The sequence below is a fragment of the Streptomyces sp. NBC_00988 genome, assembly GCF_045162645.1.
Lineage (GTDB): Bacteria > Actinomycetota > Actinomycetes > Streptomycetales > Streptomycetaceae > Streptomyces.
Map to the genome: position 1 here is coordinate 1,926,581 of NZ_CP108730.1, position 19,834 is coordinate 1,946,414.

A 19,834-nucleotide genomic window follows, 5' to 3' on the forward strand; every position below is an offset into this window, starting at 1 on the left:
AGGCGTCGGGCACGCACCCCGGAGTGGGTCAACCGACCGTGCAGACCGTCCCGTTGAGCGTGTAGGCCGTCGGCGCCGCGCTGTTGCCCGCGTGGTTCGCCTGGTAGCCGATGGTCACGCTCGCGTTGGGCGCGATCGTGCCGTCGTACGAGGCGTTGGTGGCCGTCACCGTGCCGGAGGCGGGGGCGTACGTGGCGCCCCAGCCGTTGGTGATGGCCTGGCCGGCGGGCAGGGTGAAGCCGAGCTGCCAGCCGTTGACCGTGCTCGTCCCGGTGTTGGTGAGCGTCACGGAGGCGGTGAGGCCGGTGTTCCAGGCGCTGATGGTGACGGTCACCTTGCAGGCGCCCGCAGGGGGTTGGGGCGCGGAGCCGGAGTCGAGGCCGAAGAAGGTGAGGACGCGGGCGCCCATGCCGTAGGTGTAGAGGTTGTGGGTGACGCCCTGGAGGCTGATCGCCTCGACGGGGGCCTGGTCACCGGTGGCGCCGTAGCGGGTGCGGGTCCAGCCGGTCGCCGGGGAGTCGGTGGTGGCCGGGGTCTGGCTGACGCCCAGGACGTTGGTCCACTGTTTGATCTCCTCGCCGAAGTTGGGGTAGCGCAGCGTGTCGTCCGCGGTGCCGTGCCACAACTGCATGCGGGGGCGCGGGCCGGTGTAGCCGGGGTCGGCGCCCCGGACCAAGTCGCCCCATTGCTGGGGGGTTTGGATGACGGTGCCGTTGGCGCAGGCGGTGTTCCACTCGGAGCCGTCGGTGGTGGCGAAGCAGCCGAAGGGCACGCCGGCGAAGGCGGCGCCAGCCGCGAACACGTCGGGGTAGTCGCCGAGGAGGACGTTCGTCATCATCGCGCCGGAGGAGATGCCCAGGGCGAAGACGCGGGAGGTGTCGGCGGAGTAGGTGGCGGTCACCCAGTCGACCATGGACTTGATGCCGACCGGGTCGCTGCCGCCGTCGCGGTGCAGGGCCTGGGGCGAGGAGACGTCGAAGCACCTGCTGGCGCGGGTGACCGACGGGTAGACGACGATGAACCCCAACTGGTCGGCCAGCGAGGCGTATTCGCTGCCGGAGTACATCGCCGGGCCCGATCCCCCGCAGTAGTGCACGGCCACGACGACCGCCGGGTGCGCGGTGACGGCGGCCGGGACGTACACGTACATCTGCAGGTTGCTGGGGTTGGCGCCGAAGCCGGTGACCTCGGTGAGGGTGGCGGTGGGGACGGCCTCGGTGCGGGCTGCGGCCGGGGGTGCCAGGAGGGTCAGGGCCGCGAGTAGGGGCACCAGCGCTCCGAAGAGGGTGACGAGTACCGAACGCGGCGGTTTTCTCGATGACTTGAGGGTGTCGGCGGCTGTGGGGCGCACGTCATCGTCCCTTCCTGATCGCGGCTCGTGCGGCATCTTTCGGGGAGAACAATCGGCATCGTGACATGGACATGGATGCCATGGAAGCGCTCCCACGCTTCGAATAGTTTCTGCACAAGCGTTGACTAGAAAGCGCTTGCACCCTACGTTCCGTTCAGAAGTGTGACCGCGTGGTCCTTCATGGCGTACATCGTTCACGTACACGATCACTCCACTCCCCGGAAGGGACGCACCCGCATGCGTACTCGCCCCCCACATCCACGTCCACGACGATCAGCCCTGGCGGCGGTCGCCCTCGCCGCGGCGGCCGTGCTCACGCTCCCCCAGTCCGCGTCGGCGGCCGACGCCTCGCCGGTCGGTTTCGGTGCCGGGACGACCGGTGGCGGCAGCGCCGCGGCGGTCACGGTGTCGACGCTGGACGCCTTCAAGTCGGCCGTCACCGGCAGCAGTTCGAAGGTGGTCAAGGTCAACGGCCTGATCTCGCTGAGCGGTCAGGTCGACATCGGGTCCAACACGACGGTCCTGGGGGTCGGTTCGGCGTCCGGGTTCACCGGCGGCGGGCTGCGCCTGAAGAAGGTGACGAACGTCGTCGTCCGCAACCTGAACATCAGCAAGCCGGTCGCACCCGCCGACGGCATCACCGTGCAGGCGTCGACGAAGGTGTGGATCGACCACAACGCCTTCTCGTCCGACCTCGACCACGGCAAGGACTACTACGACGGTCTGGTCGACATCAGTCACGCCTCCGACTACGTCACCGTCTCCTGGAACACCTTCAAGAACCACTACAAGGGCTCGCTCGTCGGCCACAGCGACAACAACGCGAGCGAGGACACCGGGCGTCTGCGGGTGACGTACCACCACAACTGGTTCGACCAGGTCAACTCCCGTATCCCCAGCCTGCGTTTCGGCACCGGGCACTTCTACGACAACTACGTCGTCGGCGCCGAGACGGCCGTGCACTCGCGCATGGGCGCCCAGATGTTCGTCCAGAACAACGTCTTCCGGGACACGGAGGTCGCCGTCACGACGAACCGGGACAGCGACGTGGACGGCTACGCCAACCTCAGCGGCAACGACCTCGGTGGAGCCGCCACCGAGATCTCGCAGGTCGGCACGTTCACCAGCCCGCCGTACAGCTACACCGCCGAGCCCGCCTCGACCGTCGTCGCCTCGGTGACCGCGGGCGCGGGCACCGGAAAGCTCTGACCACTCCCCCACCTCGGAGAAGGAATCGGGACATGACTTCTTCCGCACGATCACGTGTGCTGACCGGCACACTGGCCGCCTTCGGCCTCTCGGTTGGCATGATCATGGCATCCGGCACCCTCTCGCCGGCCAGTGCCGCCACCTGGCCCACCGCGAGCGGCAGCCAGGCGGTGACCTCGACCATCTCGGTCTCGGGCACCAAGGACTACGGGATGCTGCGCCTGTACGGCAGCGGCGATCTGGGCACGGGCAGCCAGGACGAGGACCAGGGCCCCATCCTGGAGCTGGCCGCCGGTGCCGTCGTCAAGAACGTCATCATCGGCTCGCCGGCCGCCGACGGCATCCACTGCCTGGGCAGTTGCACGCTGCAGAACGTCTGGTGGGAGGACGTCGGCGAGGACGCGGCGACCTTCCTGGGCTCCTCGTCGTCCAACGTGTACACCGTCAACGGCGGTGGCGCGAAGGAGGCGAGCGACAAGGTGTTCCAGTTCAACGGCGCCGGGACGCTCAACGTCTCCAACTTCGCGGCGCAGACCTTCGGTACGTTCGTCCGCTCCTGCGGCAACTGCAAGACGCAGTACAAGCGCACGATCAACCTCAACACCATCGAGGCGACCTACAAGGGCAGCCGGATCGTCGGCATCAACACCAACTACGGTGACAGCGCGACCCTGAAGGCCATCACGATCGTCGGGGACACCAGCAAGAAGATGATCCCCTGCCAGAAGTACATCGGGAACAACACGGGCGCGGAGCCGACCACCAACGGCACTGGCGCGGACGGGACTTACTGCCGTTACTCCACCTCCGACATTACCTACCGGTAGACCGGGCGCCGCAGCTTCAGCGCGGATGATCTCGCACACTGACCTCTTCACCCGCTCTGAGCAGTACCAATAGTGGATCCACTACTGGCTCGCACAGCAGTAGAGGGGGCCGTCATCCGGCCACGGACGACGGCCCTCACAGCCTCAGGGATTCTCAGGGGGTTTCGGCATGCGTATGGGGACTTATGATGACAAATCGCGTGACTACGACCGTCGCGCAGACCAGGCGCTGGTCGCCTTCTACAACCTGGCCAAGGCTGGTAGCGGAACATTTCAAGTCCAGTGAGACGGTCTTGACGCTATGAGGTTTGTGGTGCGGGTTCGCGGCGCTTGGCCGGGTCGTTGATCCAGGCGGTCTGGGGTATCTCGGGTGGTCGGGGGCGTCGGCCGAAGCGTTCGGGGTGTCGGGCGTATGCCCTCGGAGAGGGTGACGGCCCGCTGGTCGCGGACCTCCTCGACGGTCCCGAAGTGGACGGAGGCGGGTGTATGGAAGCCGATGCCGGAGTGCCTGTGTTCGTGGTTGTAGTAGGTGATGAACGCGTCGAACCACTCGCGGGCGTGGGCGAGGGGAATCGAACCGTTCGGGATAGTCCGACATGTACTTCGTGGTCTTGAACTGGGCTCGCTGTAGGGGTTGTCGTTGGAGACCTTCGGCCGGGAGTGTGGCCTTGTCACCCCGAGATCGATCAGCAGCTGGGAGACCTTCTTGCTCGTCATCGAGGTGCCGCGGTCCGCGTGCACGGTCTCGGGCACGATCTGGTTGCGGATGATGCTCTCGCGGATCAACTCCCCGGCCCGCTGGGCGGATTCGGCGAGCTCAACGGTGTGGCCGACGATGTAGCGGCTGAAAATGTCGATGATGACGTAGGCGTGATACCAGATGCCTCTGGCCGGTCCGGCCGCCTTGGTGATGTCCCAGGTGAACACCTGCGACGGGGCGGTGGCCACCACCTCGGGCACCGCCCGGGCGGGGTGGGTGGCCTGCCTTCGGCGTTCACCGGACTGACCCTTGTCGCGCAGGATCCGGTACATCGTGGAGACGGAGCAGTGGTAGCGCCCGGCATCCAACTCGCGGGCCCGGATCTGGGCGGGCGCAAGTTCGGCGTACTCGTCGCAGTTCATCAACGCCAGTACTGCGGCCCGCTCTTCGGCCGTCAGCGCCGAGGGCTGGACCTGCGGTTTCCTGGGTTCTCGCTCCGCCGGGGGCTGCAGCCTGCGGTAGTGAGTGGCCCGCGAGCGGCCGGTCAGCCGGCACGCGGCGGTGATACCCAGTTGGCGCTCGACACAGGCAAAGGCATCGTCCGCGACCGGGTCGGTGGCGTGCCTCAGTCCGCGCTCTCGGAGATCATTTCCAAGAGCGCGGAAGCTGAGATGTGAATCCGAGAGTTCGTGGGCAGCGCGGATTCCGGCGGGCGCGGTGCTGGTCATGAGGGGGTGTTTCTCCTGTCGCGCCCTCTCAGGCTAGCCCGACAAAGCGGGGCGTCTCACCACAGGCTGACAGAGAGGGGTGGCCCGACATCCGATAAGCAGTTCGCAGCCCCAGCTCCCCGCACGGTCCCCGGTCTCTGGAAGGAGCTCGACGGCTCGCGTAGTGAGGGAGAGGTGGCCGTACGGACGGCTCAGGTCACGATCATGACGTCATCGTGGAGTTGCGCGACGTACTCCGGCAGATGCACGGTGACGGGGCCCTCTGCCTGTGGAGAGGAGTCCAGCTCCAGGTCTTGAGTAGGGGTCACCCGTCACCGTGCACTGCTATTAGATCTTGAGCATTGCTCTGGTCGCGCTGATCGTCGAGCTGGAAGTCCGCGGCGAGGGACTGCATCAGCGTACTGGGCCATTGTCTTGGCGCCGTGGCACCGGGGCCGACTCGCTCAGATCGGTGGGACCTTGCATCTCGGCCGCCCAGCAGTACTGCTCGAATGCAGCACCGCCAGTTGCTCCTTCACGTCGCTCAGGACTGGCCGGCAGTACTCGGTGCGGCGCGAGCACCTGGCGCGGCAGTGAGGCCCGGGGGCCGGAGGCCATTGCCGACCTCCGGCCCCTGTGACGCCTCGCTCGCGTTTCCCGCCTCCCCGCCCGATCAGGCGGGAAACTGGGAAACCGATGGGAAAACGATCATGCAAATCTCTGCGCCGTACTACACGAAGACACAGCGAACTACGCGAACACGCATGCTGCGTTGCAGGTCAGGGAATCGGCGCCGCTCTAACCTGCCGTATCCCAGCTCAGCGGACTCTTCTGCGGCATCAACCGACATCTAGAAATACAGTGTTGACCTGCACAGAAACACGATTCGAAAGATCAACTGGGAAACAATTGGGAAACGGTGAACGTTTCGGCGATCCGCATTTCCATTCCCGGTGTCACGTTCGCATACACGCCCTCCACTCCCCCGATCTCGGCGGTGCTGGAACGCCAACTCGGCCGGGATCGGGTGCGGTTCGCCCCGAGTGACCGGATGTTCCTGGCCGCGCTGCTGCACCGGCTCCCGCGCGGCGTGCTGCGCCGGGCACGGCTGCTGGTGAGCCCGGACACTGTGCTGCACCAGCACCGTGACCTGGTCTCGCGCCGCCACGCGGCCCGTTCCCGGCCCAAGCGTGCGGGTCGGCCGGGTACGGTGCGCTCGATCCGCGTTCTCGTGCTGCGTCTGGCGCGGGAGAATCCCGGCTGGGGCTACCGGCACCTGCACGGTGAACTGCTCGTCCTCGGCATGAAAGTGTCGGCGCCCACGGTCTGGGAGATCCTCAAAGACGCCGGGATCCCGCCGGTACCCGAGCGGACGTCCAGTACCTGGGCGGACTTCCTGCGCTCCCAGGCCGATGCCCTGCCGGCGTGTGACTTCTTCGAGACCATCACTCTGTCCGGGACGCGGCTGTACGTGTTCGCGGTGATCGGGCACGCCGGCTGGCGCATCCGCATCCTGGGCACGACGGCGCGCCCGACCGCCTCCTGGGTGGCACAGGCCGCCAGGAACCTCGTCATGGACCTCGAGGACACCGGCTGCCGGGCCCGCTACGTGGTCCGGGACCGGGGCGGGAAGTTCCCCGAACTGTTCGACACGATCCTCGCCGACGCGGGGATCGAGGTCCTACTCAGCGGCATCCGGATACCGCGGATGAACGCGCTCATGGAACGCTGGCTGCAAACCTGCCGACACGAACTGCTGGACCGCACTCTGGTCTGGAACCAGCGCCACCTGCTCCACGCCCTGCGCGAGTTCGAACAGCACGACGACTCCCACCGGCCCCACCAAAGCATCGCGGACGCCCGCCCGCTGCACCCCCTGCCACCGCCGATCACCGACCCGGACGCCATCGCCCGCCTCGACATACGACGACGCGACCGCCTCGGCGGCGCCCTCCACGAGTACCAGCATGCGGTCTGAACTGCACGGACGAAATTCTCGGCAGGGACAGGTCTGTGTGCGCTCGACGTACCAGTACAGGTCCGGTTCCTGGTGGACGATGACGTCGGCGACTTCACGGCCTCGTGCCCGCAGGTAGTAGTCGTGCTGGCCCACCTGGTCACCACGGGAGGTGTGCCGTTTGGCGACGAGGCTCCGTTCGATCAACATGCCCAGGGCCTCGTTCATCTGCTCGAAGGCGCCGAAGCGGTGGCGGAGCATCGGGTAGCGGCGCACGTCGGGTTCGTCGAAGGCGAGGATGCGTTCGGCCAGGTACCACAGGGCCGGATCGTCGGGGTAGGTCTCGAACTCGCTCAGCAGTTCCCAGGCGAGGAAGTCCGGGCAGCGCACCCAGAAAGTCGAGCTTCTACAGAAGCGTTTGGGTGCGGACCACTCCGGCCGCGTCCTGGGGCCCAGGGTCGCCTGCGGCAACGGGGTCGGCGGCGGTCGCGATCAGCAGGAGCAGCCGTACAGCGTTCTGCCACCGGCTGGCTCGCCGTGGTACGGCTGATTCCATGGCGGTTCAGCCAACCGTGCCGCCGTGCATGGTGTCCAACTGCCATCACCCACCGGGGTGAGAACCGACCTCTTGCGCCGTGAAGTCGGGCGGGCGGAGCAGTGCGAAACGATCAGATCCGATCTACCGTTTGGCTGGCGGGCGATGGCAGCCCGTCGGGCTCGGGGCAGGGCCGGGCCACGGTGAAAGGTCGGCGGAGGCCGTCCCGGAGGGAAGTTCCGGGCTGGAGGAGCGGCGCGGCTCGCGAAGCCGCTGTGCCCGGATCATTCCTGCCCGCCGTGGTGGCGGCTGTGCAGCCACCGTCGTATCCGGCTCACCGGCTCTCGCCACGCGTCCAGAAAACGGTTCAAGTCTGCAGCGAGCCTCGCGCCAAGTCCCAGCACCATGCTGACGAACCCGAATCCCGCAAGAACGTACGCGGCGAGTTTGTCCACGCTCGTCCCTTTCAATGAAGGGCCGGACGTGGGAGGCACCGCTCGTGGGTCTGACCCGATCCCCGATTGACGCTCCGGCTGTCCTCACTCTGAATCGTCGACCCGCCGAGCAGTGCCACTGCGCGTACCGGCTCGGCGATCGTGACCTCAGGAGCTTGACCGAGGCGGTCCCATCACAGTCGTGTCCGTCCGCCGAGTCGGTGCGCGCGAGTCCACATCACCGCGCACGGAAGGACCAACTCGGCCGCCATGCCACAGCCCATCGAAGTGATCGGCGGGATCGACACCCACACCGACGTCCACCAGGCCGCCGTCATCGACACCATCGGCCGGCACCTGGCCACCGAGGCGTTCCCCACCACGCCTGAAGGCTATCGGCGCCTGCTGGCCTGGCTGCGCTCGCACGGCCAGGTGCTGACGGTGGGCATGGAGGGCACGGGATCCTACGGAGCCGAACTGGCCCGGCACTTGCGTGCCGGCCAGATCACCGTGGTCGAAGTGGACCGGCCCGATCGTCGAGCTCGCCGCGCCGCGGGCAAATCCGACCCTGTCGACGCCTACGCCGCCGCCACCGCAGTGCTCTCCGGCCGCGCCAACGGCACGCCGAAGGATCGCGACGGCACGGTCGAGGCAATCCGCACACTCCGCGTGGTGCGTGCCAGCGCCATCAAGGCCCGCACCCAGACCGTCAACCAGCTCAAATCACTGATCATCACCGCGCCCGCGGGGACGCGCGAAGCACTGCGCTCGCTGACCACCACCGAGCTGATACGGCGTCTGGCCGCCAGCCGACCCGGCTCCGATCTGACCACCCCGGCCGCCGCCGTCAAACTCGCGCTCAAACGCCTGGCCAAGCGATACCAGCACCTGAGCGAAGAGATCGCGGACGCGGACGCCGAGTTGCGCGCCCTGATCACCCACACCGCGCCCGGACTGCTCGCGCTACCGGGCGTCGGGACCGAAACAGCCGGGCAGTTGCTGGTCACCGCCGGGGACAACCCCGACAGGCTCGTCTCGGAGGCATCCTTCGCCCACCTCTGCGCAGCCGCACCCGTGCCAGCCTCCTCAGGCCGCACGGATCGCCACCGGCTCAATCGCGGCGACCGCCAAGCCAACCGCGCGCTGCACACCATCGTCCTGGTCCGCATGCGCCACGACCCACGCACCCGCGACTACGTCGCACGACGCACCCTCGAAGGGCTCAAGACGAAGGACATCTTCAGATGCCTCAAGCGCTTCATTGCACGAGAGGTCTACCGCCACCTCACCAGCGCACCATCAACATCTCCAGCCACTTGACGTTCTATAGGAGTCAGCCGTTCACCTGCGGTGACGCCTCGCGGGCGTGAAATTCGGTACGTGGGCTGTCCGCCGACGCCGATCGATGTTTGGGCTGTGAGCCCGCATAGGAGTCTGGTGAGGGAGCCGTCCGAGGGGCCGCACACTGTCGCCTTGAGCACGCCGATCAGCTTCTCCGTCCCCCTCAGGCTCCCCGGGCAGCCCCGCCCGCACCAGCACAACAGGGAGCACGCCATGGAGGAGTTGAGAGAAGACCACGACGACGGAACGGTCGCCAGGGTCGCGGCGATCGACATCGCCAAGGCATCCGGAATGGTCTGCCTGCGCGTCCCGCACGACACCATCGAAGGCCGACGGATCCAGCAGGTCTGGAACGTCGCCTCGACCACGAACGCGATCCTGGAACTCGGCGACAAGCTGGTCTGCCAGGGCGTCGAGCGGGTGGTGATGGAGGCAACGGGCTCGTACTGGCGCCCGTTCTTCTATCTCCTGGAAGCTCGCGGCCTGGACTGCTGGCTCGTGAACGCGCGGGACGTGAAGAACGTCCCCGGCCGCCCCAAGACCGACAAGCTCGATGCGGTCTGGCTGGCCAAGCTCGCCGAACGCGGCATGGTCCGCGCCTCGTTCGTCCCGCCCAAGCCGGTCCGCAGACTGCGGGACTTCAGCCGGACCCGCACGGTGTTCGTCCAGGAACGCACCCGCCACAAGCACCGCGTGGACAAGGCCCTGCAACATGCGCAGATCAAGCTGTCCGGGGCCGTCTCCGACCTGTTCGGCCTGTCGGGGCGGGCCATGATGAACGCCATGGTCGCCGGCGAACGCAACCCCCGCGCCCTCGCCGAGCTCGCCCAGGGCAGCCTCGTCAAGAAGAAGACCGCCCTGGCCGAGGCCCTCACTGGGCAGTTCGAAGACCACCACGCACGACTGCTCGGGGTGCTGCTGTCCACCGTCGATCATCTGACCGGCCAGATCCACGAGCTCGACCGGTTCATCGCCCAGATCCTGGAAGAGATCACCACCCCGCACGACGGTCCGGGCACCGGAGACGGGCCGACCGAACCAACGAGCGCGCGGGTCCTGGCCGAGAAGCTGGATGCCGTCCCCGGCATCGGACCGACCACCGCGCAGATCATCCTCGCCGAGATCGGTGCGGACATGCGCCGCTTCCCCACCCCCGAACGCCTCGTGTCGTGGGCGAAGTTGTGCCCCCGAACCATCCAGTCCGGAGCGAAGAACACCGCAGGCCCGGCAGGCCAGGGCAACCCCTGGCTCAAGGGCGCGCTCGGCGAGGCCGCCAACGCCGCCGCCCGCACCGACACCTTCCTCGGCGCCCGCTACCGCCGCATCGTCAAACGCCGCGGACACGCCAAGGCACTCGTTGCCGTCGCCCGCTCGATACTCATCATCGCCTGGCACCTGATCAACAATCCGGACGCCTCCTACCAGGAGTTGGGTGCCGACTGGCACCGGCGCCATCTCGATCCCGCCCGCAAGACCCGCGATCTCGTCCGCCAACTCCAGGCCCTCGGCCACCAGGTCGCCCTCACCCCGACATCAGCCTGACCGCCCGTCCCACCGACATCCGGTCCGCAAGCGGCCCGGATGCTGCCGCCTGCCCTCCCGAACCTCGATTTTCCGTTCAGCTTCAGAGTCAAGCTAGCAGGGGTCCCGTCCTCTCGATCGGAGACTTGACAAAGCGCCGGACCGCGTAATGCAACGGTGTTGCACGACCGGGGACGTGGCCCCATCGATCGCCCTGCGCCTCTTCTTTCCCGCCTCCGGTCTATCCCCGTAAGTGCCGGTCAGGGCCGTAGGCGCCGTGCGGTGACGTGGCGGGTCAAGAGCTCGCGGCCGTCCGGGGCGAACCGTGAGCCACACCTCGCCAGCCGTGACGTCAACTCGTCCCAGGGCAGCCACCAGCCGTCGGCCACCTCCGCCTGCTGGTGGACGATCGGTTCGTGCAGCCCCGGTTCGTAAACCGTCTCGTAGGTGTACGCCAGGAAGTTGGTATGCGTGTCCGTGTACCACTGGCGGGACAGCGGACGCAGCGCTTGGTCCCGCAGCCCGAGCTCCTCGGCGAGTTCGCGTACCGCGGCGCTGTCCGGCTCCTCGCCCGCGGTGATCACCCCGCCGATCCAAGGGTCGTCCAGGCCAGGAAAGAGGTCCTTGGTCTCTGTACGACGATGCACATACACCTGCCCCTGAACATCTCGGACCAGAATTTTCACCGCCGCGTGCGGCAGGTTCCGGGCTCTCATCCGTCTGCGGGGCGCGGTCCCGACGACCCGGCCGGGCACCTCGCCCTGGGCGTAGAGGTCCACTGTTTCCTCCACGTCGGTCTCTCCTTCCTCAGGTGGGCTCCACCAGCACGGTGCCGAGATAGCGCCCCGCCAGCAGGTCGGTCAGAGCACCCGGCGCGCGGTCCAGCCCTGACAGCCGTACGTGCGGAAAACGCACCGTGCCAGCGCGCAGGGCGGCGCCGAACTCCTTCTCCCAACGGGCCGCCGACGCCTGGTGATCAGTGGTGGACAGGCCGATGACGCTGATGCCCCTCGACAACAGCGCGAGCGTGTCGACGGTCGCCTCGGCCCGGGTGCCGCCTGCGGCCTGTCGGCCGACGGCGCCCACCACCACACAACGGGCCCCGCGGCGGGCCGCGGCCAGTCCGGCCTCGAACTGCTCGCCGCCGACCGTGTCGACCAGCACATTCACACCGTCCGGCGCCGACACCCGTACTTGCTCCGCGATCGGCCCGTCGCCGCGCACCAGCACCGCGTCGAAGCCAAGCTCGCGCCGCAGGAGGTCGGCCTTCCAGTGCGATCCGGTCGTGCCGATCAGCCGGCGTGCCCCGTGCAGCCGCGCGAACTGCCCCGCGATCACTCCCACGCCGCCGGCGGCCCCGGTCACCAGGACCGTGTCACCGGGGCGCACCACGCTCCCCGGGGTGACGGCCAGCCAGCCGGCGAAGCCTTGGGACAGACAGGCCGCCGGGTCGGGCCAGAGGCCGGCGTCGACCCGGCGTACCGCGTCCACCGGGAGCACCGCGTACTCCTGCCAGCCGTGATCGTGTCGTACCAGTTCGCCGGGGCGCAGTACGGTGCCCGGGGCCGTCACCACCTCACCCAGGGCCGTGCCGCGCAGCGCCCGCCCCGGCTCGAAGGGGGACATGGGCAGGACGTCGGCGCCGGTCATCAGGGTGCGGGTGGCCGCGCCGATGCGCAGCAGGACGTTGCGCACCAGCACCTCACCCGCGACCGGACGGCGCAGCGGAACCCGCACTGTCTCGAAGTCCCCGGGCCGCAGTCGGGCCCCCGGGCGCGCCACCAGCCGGATCTCGCGGTGGATGTCGGGCGGTACGGTCCCGAGCGCCGACGTCGTCCCGCCTGTCGCCGTCATGCGCCGAGCGCCGGCCGCACCACGGCCAGCGCCGCGACGAACACCCCGAGATACAGCCAGGCCAGATAGCCCATCGCGGGCTGGGGTGGCCAGGTCGGCGGGCGCAGGGACGCGAACCGCTCCGCGCCGCCCCAGAGGAATCCGAGTGCGGTCAGCGGCAGCCAGCCCGCCAGCAGGGCCACCCCGTGGAGCTGCCAGGGACGGATCACGGCGAGGGCGAGGGCCGTCCCGGCCAGCGCGCAGCCCATGGTCAGCGCGACCGCGCCACGCAGCCCGACGACGTTCGAGTACAGCGTCGCGCCGGGAACCACACGGGCGCCGGTCTTACGGGCGAACTCGTAGTGCATGAAGGCGCATGCGCACAGCACGGCCCCCAGCAAGGCGTGCGATGCCGGAGCCGAGCCGGTCGCATCCCGGAACGACAGCCAGATGTGCGCACTGAGCATGGCCTGCACCGGGTAGCTCACCAGCAGGTTGACGAAGACCGAGTTCCGGACCGTCGCCGACCAGTGCTCCAGCCGTACAAGAAAGCAGATGTAGCCGAGGTCCAGCAGCAGCCAGCCGGCCAGCAGCGGCGCGCGCCACCAGTTGAGGGCCAGCTCCGCGAGGACGATCAGTGCCATCGCGGTCCGCAGTTCTCTGACGTCGATCGTGCCCCGCGGCAGCGGTCGGCCCGGGTTGTGCACCCGGTCGTACTCCAGGTCCTTCTGCTCGTCGACGACCCGGATGAACAGCAGTGCCAGGAAGACGGTGACGATCTCGGTGAGAAGGGAGCCGTCGAGTCTCCAGTTCTGCTCCGGGCCGAGCAGTGCGAGGACGCCCTGGAGGGCGAGGACCCACAGGACGGCATAGCCGACGTAGACGCGGGCCGGGGCCCGTTCGGCGAAGAAAGCGCGCAGCCGGCGGGCGGTGGAGCGGGGCGTGCCGGTCGGCGGGCGGGCGGTGCCGGTGACGGTCATGCCTCGTCCTCCTCCAGGATCCTGACGGTGCCGACCGCACCGTCCATCTCCACCCTGGCGCCGTCGGGAATGCGACTGGTGGCGTGCGGGAGTGCCACGATGGTGGGAATGCCGAACTTGCGCCCCGAGATGGCGGTGTGCGACAGCAGCGTGCCGCGCTCGACGACGATGCCGCGTGCGGACAGCATGAGGAACAGCCAGCCCGGGTCGGTCTCACGGGCGATCAGGATCATGTCGTCCGAGGGCTCGCCCCATTCGTGCGGGTCGATCACGACGCGCGCGGTGCCGCGTACGACGCCGCCGCTGGAGCCCAGTCCGTGCAGGGTTCCCGAGGCGATCGTGTCGCGGTCGGGGTGCGGCAGCGCGTCCCGTACCGGTCCCATGGTCACGAAGTCCATGGGCAGTTCGGCGCCCCGTGCGTGGAACTCGGCCCGGCGTACGGCGGCCAGGCCCCGCAGGTCGTCGGTGACGGCGGTACCGTCGTAGGTGCCGAGTATCTCCTCCTCCGTCAGATGCACCACGTCCCGCGCGTTGTCGAGCAGACCGCGAGCGGCCAGGTCGGCACCGAGTCTGCGATACGCCTGACGGCCGAAGCCGTACAGCTCGCTGCGGCGGTAGCGGGTGTTCTCCCGCATGTCGACGTACCGGCGCTGCCCGGCCAGCACGGCGCGCAGTGCGCCACGGCGCAGCGGGTGTCCGGCGAGCAGATCGGCCAGCCGCCGCTCGCCCGTCCGCCGGGCCTCGGCGTCGCGTTCGCGCAGCGACGCGCAGGTGACGTCACCGCGCGCGTACTCGGCGGTGATGCGCAGGAGTTGAGCGGGCTGGTCGCGTGGGACCGGGATCTCCAACTTCAGTTCCTGCAAGCCGCGGTCGCCGTGGAGGTGGGCATGGGCACGCAGCCGGTCGGCGAGGTCACTGCCGTGGACGTGGCGGTCGATGTCGTCCCACACCTCGTCGAGAGGTTTCACGGCGAGCGCCTGGAGGACACCCGGGGCGGCGCGCATCCGTTCGGCGATGTCGACGACGGACATCAGGATGGTGACGCTGCGGTTCTCCTGCCCGCCGCAGAGCAGGTCGCTGTGGAGTCCGGGACCGGCCTGGGGCACCCAGCGGTCGAGCATCTTCATGACCAGCGTCTCGTGCATCTGCAGCAGGACGTCGTTGACCAGGGTGATGCCCCAGCGGTCACCGGCTTCCGTCCACAACGACCGCATCAGTCCGGCCAGCTGCAGCGGGTCGGCGGTCTTCGCGGCCTCCCGGTGTGCGGCAAGGGTGCACTCCCACCAGGTCTCGAAGTCCCTCACCGCCGCGCCGTGCGTCAGCAGCCGCCATGCCATGCGGGCCAGGGCCGCCGCCGTGGCGGGCAGCAGGGCGGGGTCGGTGAGCGGCGGAGTGGGCCGGACATGGGTGACGGACGGGGACATGCCCATCATGCGTTCGAAGCTGTTCCGCCACAGCGGGAAGGTACGGCTCAGTCCGTGCAGGGTGTACCAGGTGCTCAGCGAGTAGTAGACCCGCCCGCGCAGCAGGCCGATCATGCCGCGCAGTTCGCCCTCGTGCCGGTCGAGGACCTTGCGGTTCACGCCGAGCAGCCGGTAGAGGCCGTGGAAGTCCTCGCGGTAGAAGCGCTGGGCGAAGGAGTAGGTCAGCGCGGTGGTGACGTCCGGGTAGGACTCGGTGATGTTGGCGTTGCTCCACAGCCGCTGCCGGTCGAGTTCCAGTACCACCGGGCGAGCCTGGAGGATGTGCAGCCGGCCGTCGGCGGTGAAGGTGCCCTCGATGTCCTGCGGGCGGCCGAAGAGCTTCTCGATCCGGTCGCCGACCGCGACGACCCGCTGGATCTGCTCGTCCGTCAGTGCCGGTGCGTGTCGCAGTTCCTCGGGCGCGGGCACGGTGCGCGGGCCGTCGTCGAGCCGGTCGGGGTTCTCCTCCATCATGTGTGTCTTGTCCGCCGGCACGGATCGGACCGTGTTGCCGCGGCGGCTGACGAAGTAGTGGTCGACGGGGACCTTTTCCTGGACGACGCCCTCGCCGACGCCGAGGCCGGCCGCGAGCACCCGGTCGCGGGCACCGGTCAGCGGGTCGCAGGTGAACAGGACGAAGGAGCGGCGGCCGAACTCCATGCGCTGGACGCCGACCGCCACGGCGAAGCCGTGCTGTGTGCCGCCCCGGGCGGCCCGGTACAGCAGCGCCTGCGGCCCGAACCCGGAGGCCCAGCACTGCCGTACCCGGTCCAGCACCTGGTCGCGGGTCACGTACAGGAAACTGTCGCTGATGCCGGCGAAGGCGTCGTGCGCCGAGTCCTCACCGGCGTCGGTGCCGATGCCGACGACCGAGGAGCGCACCGAGACCACGGCGTCGGGCCCGAAGACCGTGTCGAAGGTGTCGTACAACCGCCGTTCGACGGCCGCCGGCACGGGGGCGGAGAGCACCGTCTCGCGTAGCGCCGCCGCCGTCTTCTCCAGGGTCCCGGGGTCCGCGGTGTCCAGGCCGGTGAGCAGGGCGTCCACGGTGGCGCGTACGGGGCGCAGCACCTCGGTGAACACGCCGGCCGCCACGCAGAAGAAGTGGGGCACCGGGAAGCCCGCCGCCGCCATCCGCGCCTGCCGGGAGAATTTGGGGCCGGCCTCCGCCTCGTTCAGCAGGGCTCGCCCACGGAGGATGGGCCGCTGCCCGGCACGCGACGGGATCCGAGGAGTGCGCCGTGCGCGGAGTCTGCGCATGGGACCGCCTTTCACCAGAGCCAAGGGACGACACGGCGGCGGGTCGCCGCGTAGTCGGGGTATCCGGGGAGTGTGAGCAGGGTTCGTTCCTCGACGAGGATGCGTACGGCCAGCGTCGGCAGCAGGACCATCAGGGCGGCGGCGCTGTAGGTGTTGAGGAAGAACAGCACGAACACGAGGTGGGCGAGGGCCATGCCGAGGTAGGCGGGATGCCGCACCCACCGGTAGGGGCCGCTTCGTACGACCTGGTGGTCACCGAGCACCCGGACCCGGTGCGAGTAGAACCGGCCGAGGGTGCGAATGCTCCACAGCCGCAAGCCGACAGCCGCCGCGAAGACCATGGGCAGGGCCGCCGTCCAGGGATGAACGGTCCGGTCGTCGGGGGCGAGCAGACAGGCCGTGGCGACGGTGGCGGCGCGCGCGGTGGCGTAGACGTAGATCGTGCCGCGGTCGGTGGCCGTTTCGGTCGACTGCGAACTGCGGACGGTCGTCCGTGTCTCCACCAGCAGCCAGACAAGGTGGAGCCCGGCGAGCACGGCGGCCACCCGCTGCCAGGGGTCGGTGAGGTCGAGCAGCCCACGGATCAGGGCAGTGCCGGTCGCCGCGGCACAGACGCCGAAGACGATCAGGGGGTAAATGCGCAGAAGCAGCATGGGAACGTCGTCTCCACGGGGCGGCGCGGGCGGATGGGGGGCAGGACAGTCAGGACGGCTGGGACACAGTGGCCGGACTGAGCGCCCGACGCGGCGACTCCTGGTGCTGCTGCACGTGAGACTTCGCCAGCACGCGGGTCATCTCGTGAAGGTGGCGGGCCTCGATCCGGTCGGCGCACTTCTCGTCCATCACCACGATGTCGACGGAGCCCGACGCGGCGAGGACGTCCGCCTGGAGCAGGTCGCACGTGCCGGTGAAGCGCAGTCTGTCGGGGCCGTTGCGCTGGATGTCCGCCAGCCGGTATTCCAGCCGGGTCGGCAGGGGGAGGAGGAACCTGTGGAAGGTGGTCTGGAGGGAGTTGAGGATGAACCGGCGGGCGGTGTCGGACGGCGTCAGCAGATACCTCTCTCCGACGGCAAGCGAGAGCTGACGCACCGCCTCGGTGATCACCATGCCGGTCACATGGGAGCCGGTGGTGTGGTCGAGGATCATCTCCTGCTGGTCGGAGATGCGCAGCGTCGCCCGGAAAAGGTCGTTCTCGGCCTTGTGCAATCCGGCGACCAGAACGTTCTCCGGACGGCGCTTGTGCACCTCGGAGGGGCTCAGCGGTGCCGGTGCCGGCAGGTTCACGAGCAGTGCCTCGGTCAGTCCGTAGCGGCGGAGCTTGGCGCGAACGATCTTCCGCTCGCGCTCCTCCACTCCCTGTCCCGGTACGAGCACCGGGAGCGGGCCGGACCGCACCCGCTCCAGGAGGGGGTCGAGCCGGGACAGCGACACCAGGTCCGCCGAATCCGACCGGCCGGCCAGATTCTCACCCACGACGAAAACGATTTTTCCGGTCATGGCTCTCCGCCCTCCGTTTTCACGCGCTACGGGAGATCTCCGATGTGCGGTCCAAACTCGTGAGGCCGCCGCACGGCTGGGTACGGACGGTCAGCCGGGGGGCGTCAGGAGGACCTTGCCCCTGGTGCCGCCCGCTTCGAGGAGCGCGTGGGCACGCGGCGCGTCCTCGAAGGGCAGGACGTGGGCGACGCGCAGGGTCAGCTCTCCCGCTTCGACGTGGCGGGCCAGCGTGTCCAGCATGGCGCCGTCGGTCCGTACGCCGTACACCTCCACGTCGACGGACCGCTCGGCCTGCGGTACCGCGAACGGCGTGAGGGAGATGAAACGTCCTCCGTCGCGCACCGCCGTGATCGTCTCCGGACGGCCCGCCGCGTCGATGACCGCGTCGAACGAACCGGCCTCGGGAGCGTGCCTGTCCGAGAAGACCTCGGCCGCGCCGAGCGCCCTCACCGTGTCCGTGTCGGACGTGCGGCCCTGGCCCGCGGGCCGCAGGCCGCGCAGCGCGGCGAGCTGAACGAGGTGACCGCCGACCGCTCCCGCGGCGCCGCTCACCAGGAGGCGCCCGCGGAAGCCGGTGCCGAGCCGCGCGAGTGCCTGCTCAGCGGTGAGGGCAGTCAGCGGCAGGGCCGCGGCGTCCTCCAGCGCGGTGTTCTCGGGGGCCCGTGCGGCCAGGGTCTCGTCCAGGGCGATGTACTCGGCGCTCACCCCCGCTCCGGTGGCGAACGGCGAGCGTGCGGCGATCACCCGGTCGCCCTCCTGGAAACGGCCGGCGCCGGGGCCCACCCCGACGACCGTCCCGGAGACATCCCATCCGACGACGGCCGGAAGGACCGGGGAGGGGATGTCGCCGCGCCGCACCGCCAGGTCAACCGGGTTCACGGCCGCCGCTGCCACCCGGACCAGGATCTCGCCCGGTCCGGGCCGCGGCTCCGCGAGGTCGGCCACGGTGAGGACCTCGGGCGGTCCGTAGCGGTCGATGGTCACCGCTTTCACGCCGCCGCCTTCCGGGAGTGCCCCAGCCAGCGCATGGCCGGCTTCTCCACCGCCACGTACAGCAGCCACGCCACACCGAGCGTCAGCAGCATCTGCGCCAGCAGCACGCCGATACCGGCCGCGGTCCCGAAGTACCGCTCCGGGCCCAGGATGTCGCGGACGACGTTCAGCAGGATGAGATGGACCATGTAGAAGGCGAAGGACACCTCGCCCAGCCAGACCATCGGCCGGCTGCGCAGCACGCTAGGCCGTCCCATGCTGTCCATGCGGGCGACCGCCGGGATCAGCAGGGCCATCGGTACGACGAAGACCGCGTCGAGGGCGTAGAGCCACGGGACGTGGAGCGACAGGGCATACGCGGCCACGCAGGCGAGGGCGGCGGGCAGCGGTCTGACGGTGAACCTCCGGCCGGTGAGCAGGATGCGCGCCATCAGCATTCCGAGTACGAAGTCGAGAGCACGTACCGGCGGGAGCATGTACACGCTCCAGTACTGCCAGACGGACGCCGGGGACCCCTCGGGCATCGGAGGGTTCGCGGGCAGCAGCAGATAGGCCAGCGTGGGTACGGCGATCACCGCGGCCGCCACCGCGCCGGCCCAGCGCCACAGTTGGGCCGCCGGGACCTTCTTGATCCAGTGCAGGAACAGCGGGAAGCACAGGTAGAAGAAGAGTTCACAGGCCAGCGACCAACTGGGCGGGTTCACCCCGAGGAAGACCGTGAACTCCGGTATCCAGGCGTGCACCAGGACGAGGTTGGGCACCGCCTGCCACCACTGGGTGGTGGCTCCGGAGAGCAGGGCCAGGGCCAGGATCCAGGTGACGACGTGGTTGGGGTAGATCTTGAAGAATCGGCGGCGCCAGAAGTTCCGGGGCCGGTCGCTCTCCCGGGCCGACCAGGTCAGGACGAAGCCGCTGAGGATGAAGAAGAAGCTCACTCCGGCCCAGCCGCCATTGCTGGCCAGCCAGCGGTAGCGGTCCGAGACGCCCGGTGAGGAGAACGGGTTGAGAGCGGGCAGGGCGAGCGAGGAGTGGTAGCAGAAGACCAGCAGCGCGGCGATGAAGCGCAGCCCTGTCAGGGAGGGGAGCCGTCCGTGCACGGCCTGCGGCGGCCGGGATACGGGCGGCGTGGATATCGCGCCGGGCTGGGCGGATGAGGACATGGACAAGATGGCTCTCCGGATGCTTACGGAAGTGGGGGCGGGACGGTGCTGCGGGGGCCGGCCCCG

The 19,834-nt window shown here is 69.1% G+C and carries 15 protein-coding genes; 5 read left to right on the forward strand and 10 right to left on the reverse strand.

All coding sequences use genetic code 11. The annotated features are described in order from the left end of the window. Positions 1–28: 28 nt before the first annotated feature. Entirely contained in the window at positions 29–1,351 is a 1,323-nt protein-coding gene (locus OG496_RS08925) for a PHB depolymerase family esterase (protein ID WP_405970327.1), read from the reverse strand. Between the two features lie 237 nt (positions 1,352–1,588). Here OG496_RS08925 and OG496_RS08930 point away from each other — a divergent pair, with 237 nt between their 5' ends. Next, complete coding sequence (locus OG496_RS08930; RefSeq protein ID WP_405970328.1) at positions 1,589–2,560, forward strand: polysaccharide lyase family 1 protein; 972 nt, start codon at positions 1,589–1,591, stop codon at positions 2,558–2,560. A gap of 32 nt (positions 2,561–2,592) precedes the next feature. Further along, positions 2,593–3,387 (forward strand): pectate lyase, encoded by a 795-nt coding sequence (locus OG496_RS08935; RefSeq protein WP_405970329.1) that lies wholly within the window; start codon positions 2,593–2,595, stop codon positions 3,385–3,387. 273 nt (positions 3,388–3,660) lie between these two features. Here OG496_RS08935 and OG496_RS08940 read toward each other — a convergent pair whose 3' ends face one another. After that, positions 3,661–4,815, reverse strand: a complete 1,155-nt coding sequence (locus OG496_RS08940; RefSeq protein ID WP_405970330.1) for a transposase — start codon at positions 4,813–4,815, stop codon at positions 3,661–3,663. Positions 4,816–5,845: 1,030 nt separating this feature from the next. Here OG496_RS08940 and OG496_RS08945 point away from each other — a divergent pair. The 3 genes from OG496_RS08945 (at position 5,846) to OG496_RS08955 (ending at position 10,603) form a co-directional block, all read left to right on the forward strand. Further along, positions 5,846–6,772, forward strand: a complete 927-nt coding sequence (locus OG496_RS08945) for an integrase core domain-containing protein (RefSeq protein WP_405976585.1) — start codon at positions 5,846–5,848, stop codon at positions 6,770–6,772. A gap of 1,218 nt (positions 6,773–7,990) precedes the next feature. Beyond that, positions 7,991–9,040 (forward strand): IS110 family transposase, encoded by a 1,050-nt coding sequence (locus OG496_RS08950; protein ID WP_405970331.1) that lies wholly within the window; start codon positions 7,991–7,993, stop codon positions 9,038–9,040. A gap of 153 nt (positions 9,041–9,193) precedes the next feature. Continuing rightward, entirely contained in the window at positions 9,194–10,603 is a 1,410-nt protein-coding gene (locus OG496_RS08955; RefSeq protein ID WP_405970332.1) for an IS110 family transposase, read from the forward strand. Positions 10,604–10,842: 239 nt separating this feature from the next. Here OG496_RS08955 and OG496_RS08960 read toward each other — a convergent pair whose 3' ends face one another. The 8 genes from OG496_RS08960 to OG496_RS08995 form a co-directional block, all read right to left on the reverse strand. Continuing rightward, positions 10,843–11,373: an NUDIX domain-containing protein gene (locus tag OG496_RS08960; protein WP_405970333.1), complete on the reverse strand. Its 531-nt coding sequence runs from the start codon at positions 11,371–11,373 to the stop codon at positions 10,843–10,845. Between the two features lie 16 nt (positions 11,374–11,389). Then, on the reverse strand, positions 11,390–12,436 hold the full coding sequence (locus OG496_RS08965; protein ID WP_405970334.1) for an MDR family NADP-dependent oxidoreductase: 1,047 nt from the start codon (positions 12,434–12,436) through the stop codon (positions 11,390–11,392). Continuing rightward, the gene (locus OG496_RS08970) at positions 12,433–13,395 is read right to left on the reverse strand and encodes a hypothetical protein (RefSeq protein ID WP_405970335.1); all 963 of its coding nucleotides are present in this window, start codon (positions 13,393–13,395) and stop codon (positions 12,433–12,435) included. The genes OG496_RS08965 and OG496_RS08970 overlap by 4 nt, the downstream gene beginning before the upstream one ends. Continuing rightward, entirely contained in the window at positions 13,392–16,118 is a 2,727-nt protein-coding gene (locus OG496_RS08975) for a PEP/pyruvate-binding domain-containing protein (protein ID WP_405970336.1), read from the reverse strand. Before OG496_RS08975 ends, OG496_RS08970 begins: the two co-directional genes overlap by 4 nt. An 11-nt stretch (positions 16,119–16,129) precedes the next feature. Then, positions 16,130–16,771, reverse strand: coding sequence for a methyltransferase family protein (locus tag OG496_RS08980; RefSeq protein WP_405970337.1), 642 nt, complete (start codon positions 16,769–16,771; stop codon positions 16,130–16,132). Positions 16,772–16,820: 49 nt separating this feature from the next. Continuing rightward, complete coding sequence (locus tag OG496_RS08985) at positions 16,821–17,591, reverse strand: AfsA-related hotdog domain-containing protein (RefSeq protein ID WP_405970338.1); 771 nt, start codon at positions 17,589–17,591, stop codon at positions 16,821–16,823. Between the two features lie 114 nt (positions 17,592–17,705). Then, positions 17,706–18,608, reverse strand: coding sequence for an NADP-dependent oxidoreductase (locus OG496_RS08990; RefSeq protein ID WP_405970339.1), 903 nt, complete (start codon positions 18,606–18,608; stop codon positions 17,706–17,708). Continuing rightward, entirely contained in the window at positions 18,605–19,768 is a 1,164-nt protein-coding gene (locus tag OG496_RS08995; protein ID WP_405970340.1) for an acyltransferase family protein, read from the reverse strand. Before OG496_RS08995 ends, OG496_RS08990 begins: the two co-directional genes overlap by 4 nt. Positions 19,769–19,834 lie beyond the last annotated feature (66 nt).

What these genes read in the sequence shown, in the direction of transcription:
- OG496_RS08930 (WP_405970328.1), top strand. Translation starts at nt 1,589, where the DNA reads ATGCGTACTCGCCCCCCACATCCACGTCCACGACGATCAGCCCTGGCG.
- OG496_RS08935 (WP_405970329.1), top strand. Translation starts at nt 2,593, where the DNA reads ATGACTTCTTCCGCACGATCACGTGTGCTGACCGGCACACTGGCCGCC.
- OG496_RS08940 (WP_405970330.1), bottom strand. Translation starts at nt 4,815, where the DNA reads ATGACCAGCACCGCGCCCGCCGGAATCCGCGCTGCCCACGAACTCTCG.
- OG496_RS08945 (WP_405976585.1), top strand. Translation starts at nt 5,846, where the DNA reads ATGTTCCTGGCCGCGCTGCTGCACCGGCTCCCGCGCGGCGTGCTGCGC.
- OG496_RS08950 (WP_405970331.1), top strand. Translation starts at nt 7,991, where the DNA reads ATGCCACAGCCCATCGAAGTGATCGGCGGGATCGACACCCACACCGAC.
- OG496_RS08965 (WP_405970334.1), bottom strand. Translation starts at nt 12,436, where the DNA reads ATGACGGCGACAGGCGGGACGACGTCGGCGCTCGGGACCGTACCGCCC.
- OG496_RS08970 (WP_405970335.1), bottom strand. Translation starts at nt 13,395, where the DNA reads ATGACCGTCACCGGCACCGCCCGCCCGCCGACCGGCACGCCCCGCTCC.
- OG496_RS08975 (WP_405970336.1), bottom strand. Translation starts at nt 16,118, where the DNA reads ATGCGCAGACTCCGCGCACGGCGCACTCCTCGGATCCCGTCGCGTGCC.
- OG496_RS08980 (WP_405970337.1), bottom strand. Translation starts at nt 16,771, where the DNA reads ATGCTGCTTCTGCGCATTTACCCCCTGATCGTCTTCGGCGTCTGTGCC.
- OG496_RS08995 (WP_405970340.1), bottom strand. Translation starts at nt 19,768, where the DNA reads ATGTCCTCATCCGCCCAGCCCGGCGCGATATCCACGCCGCCCGTATCC.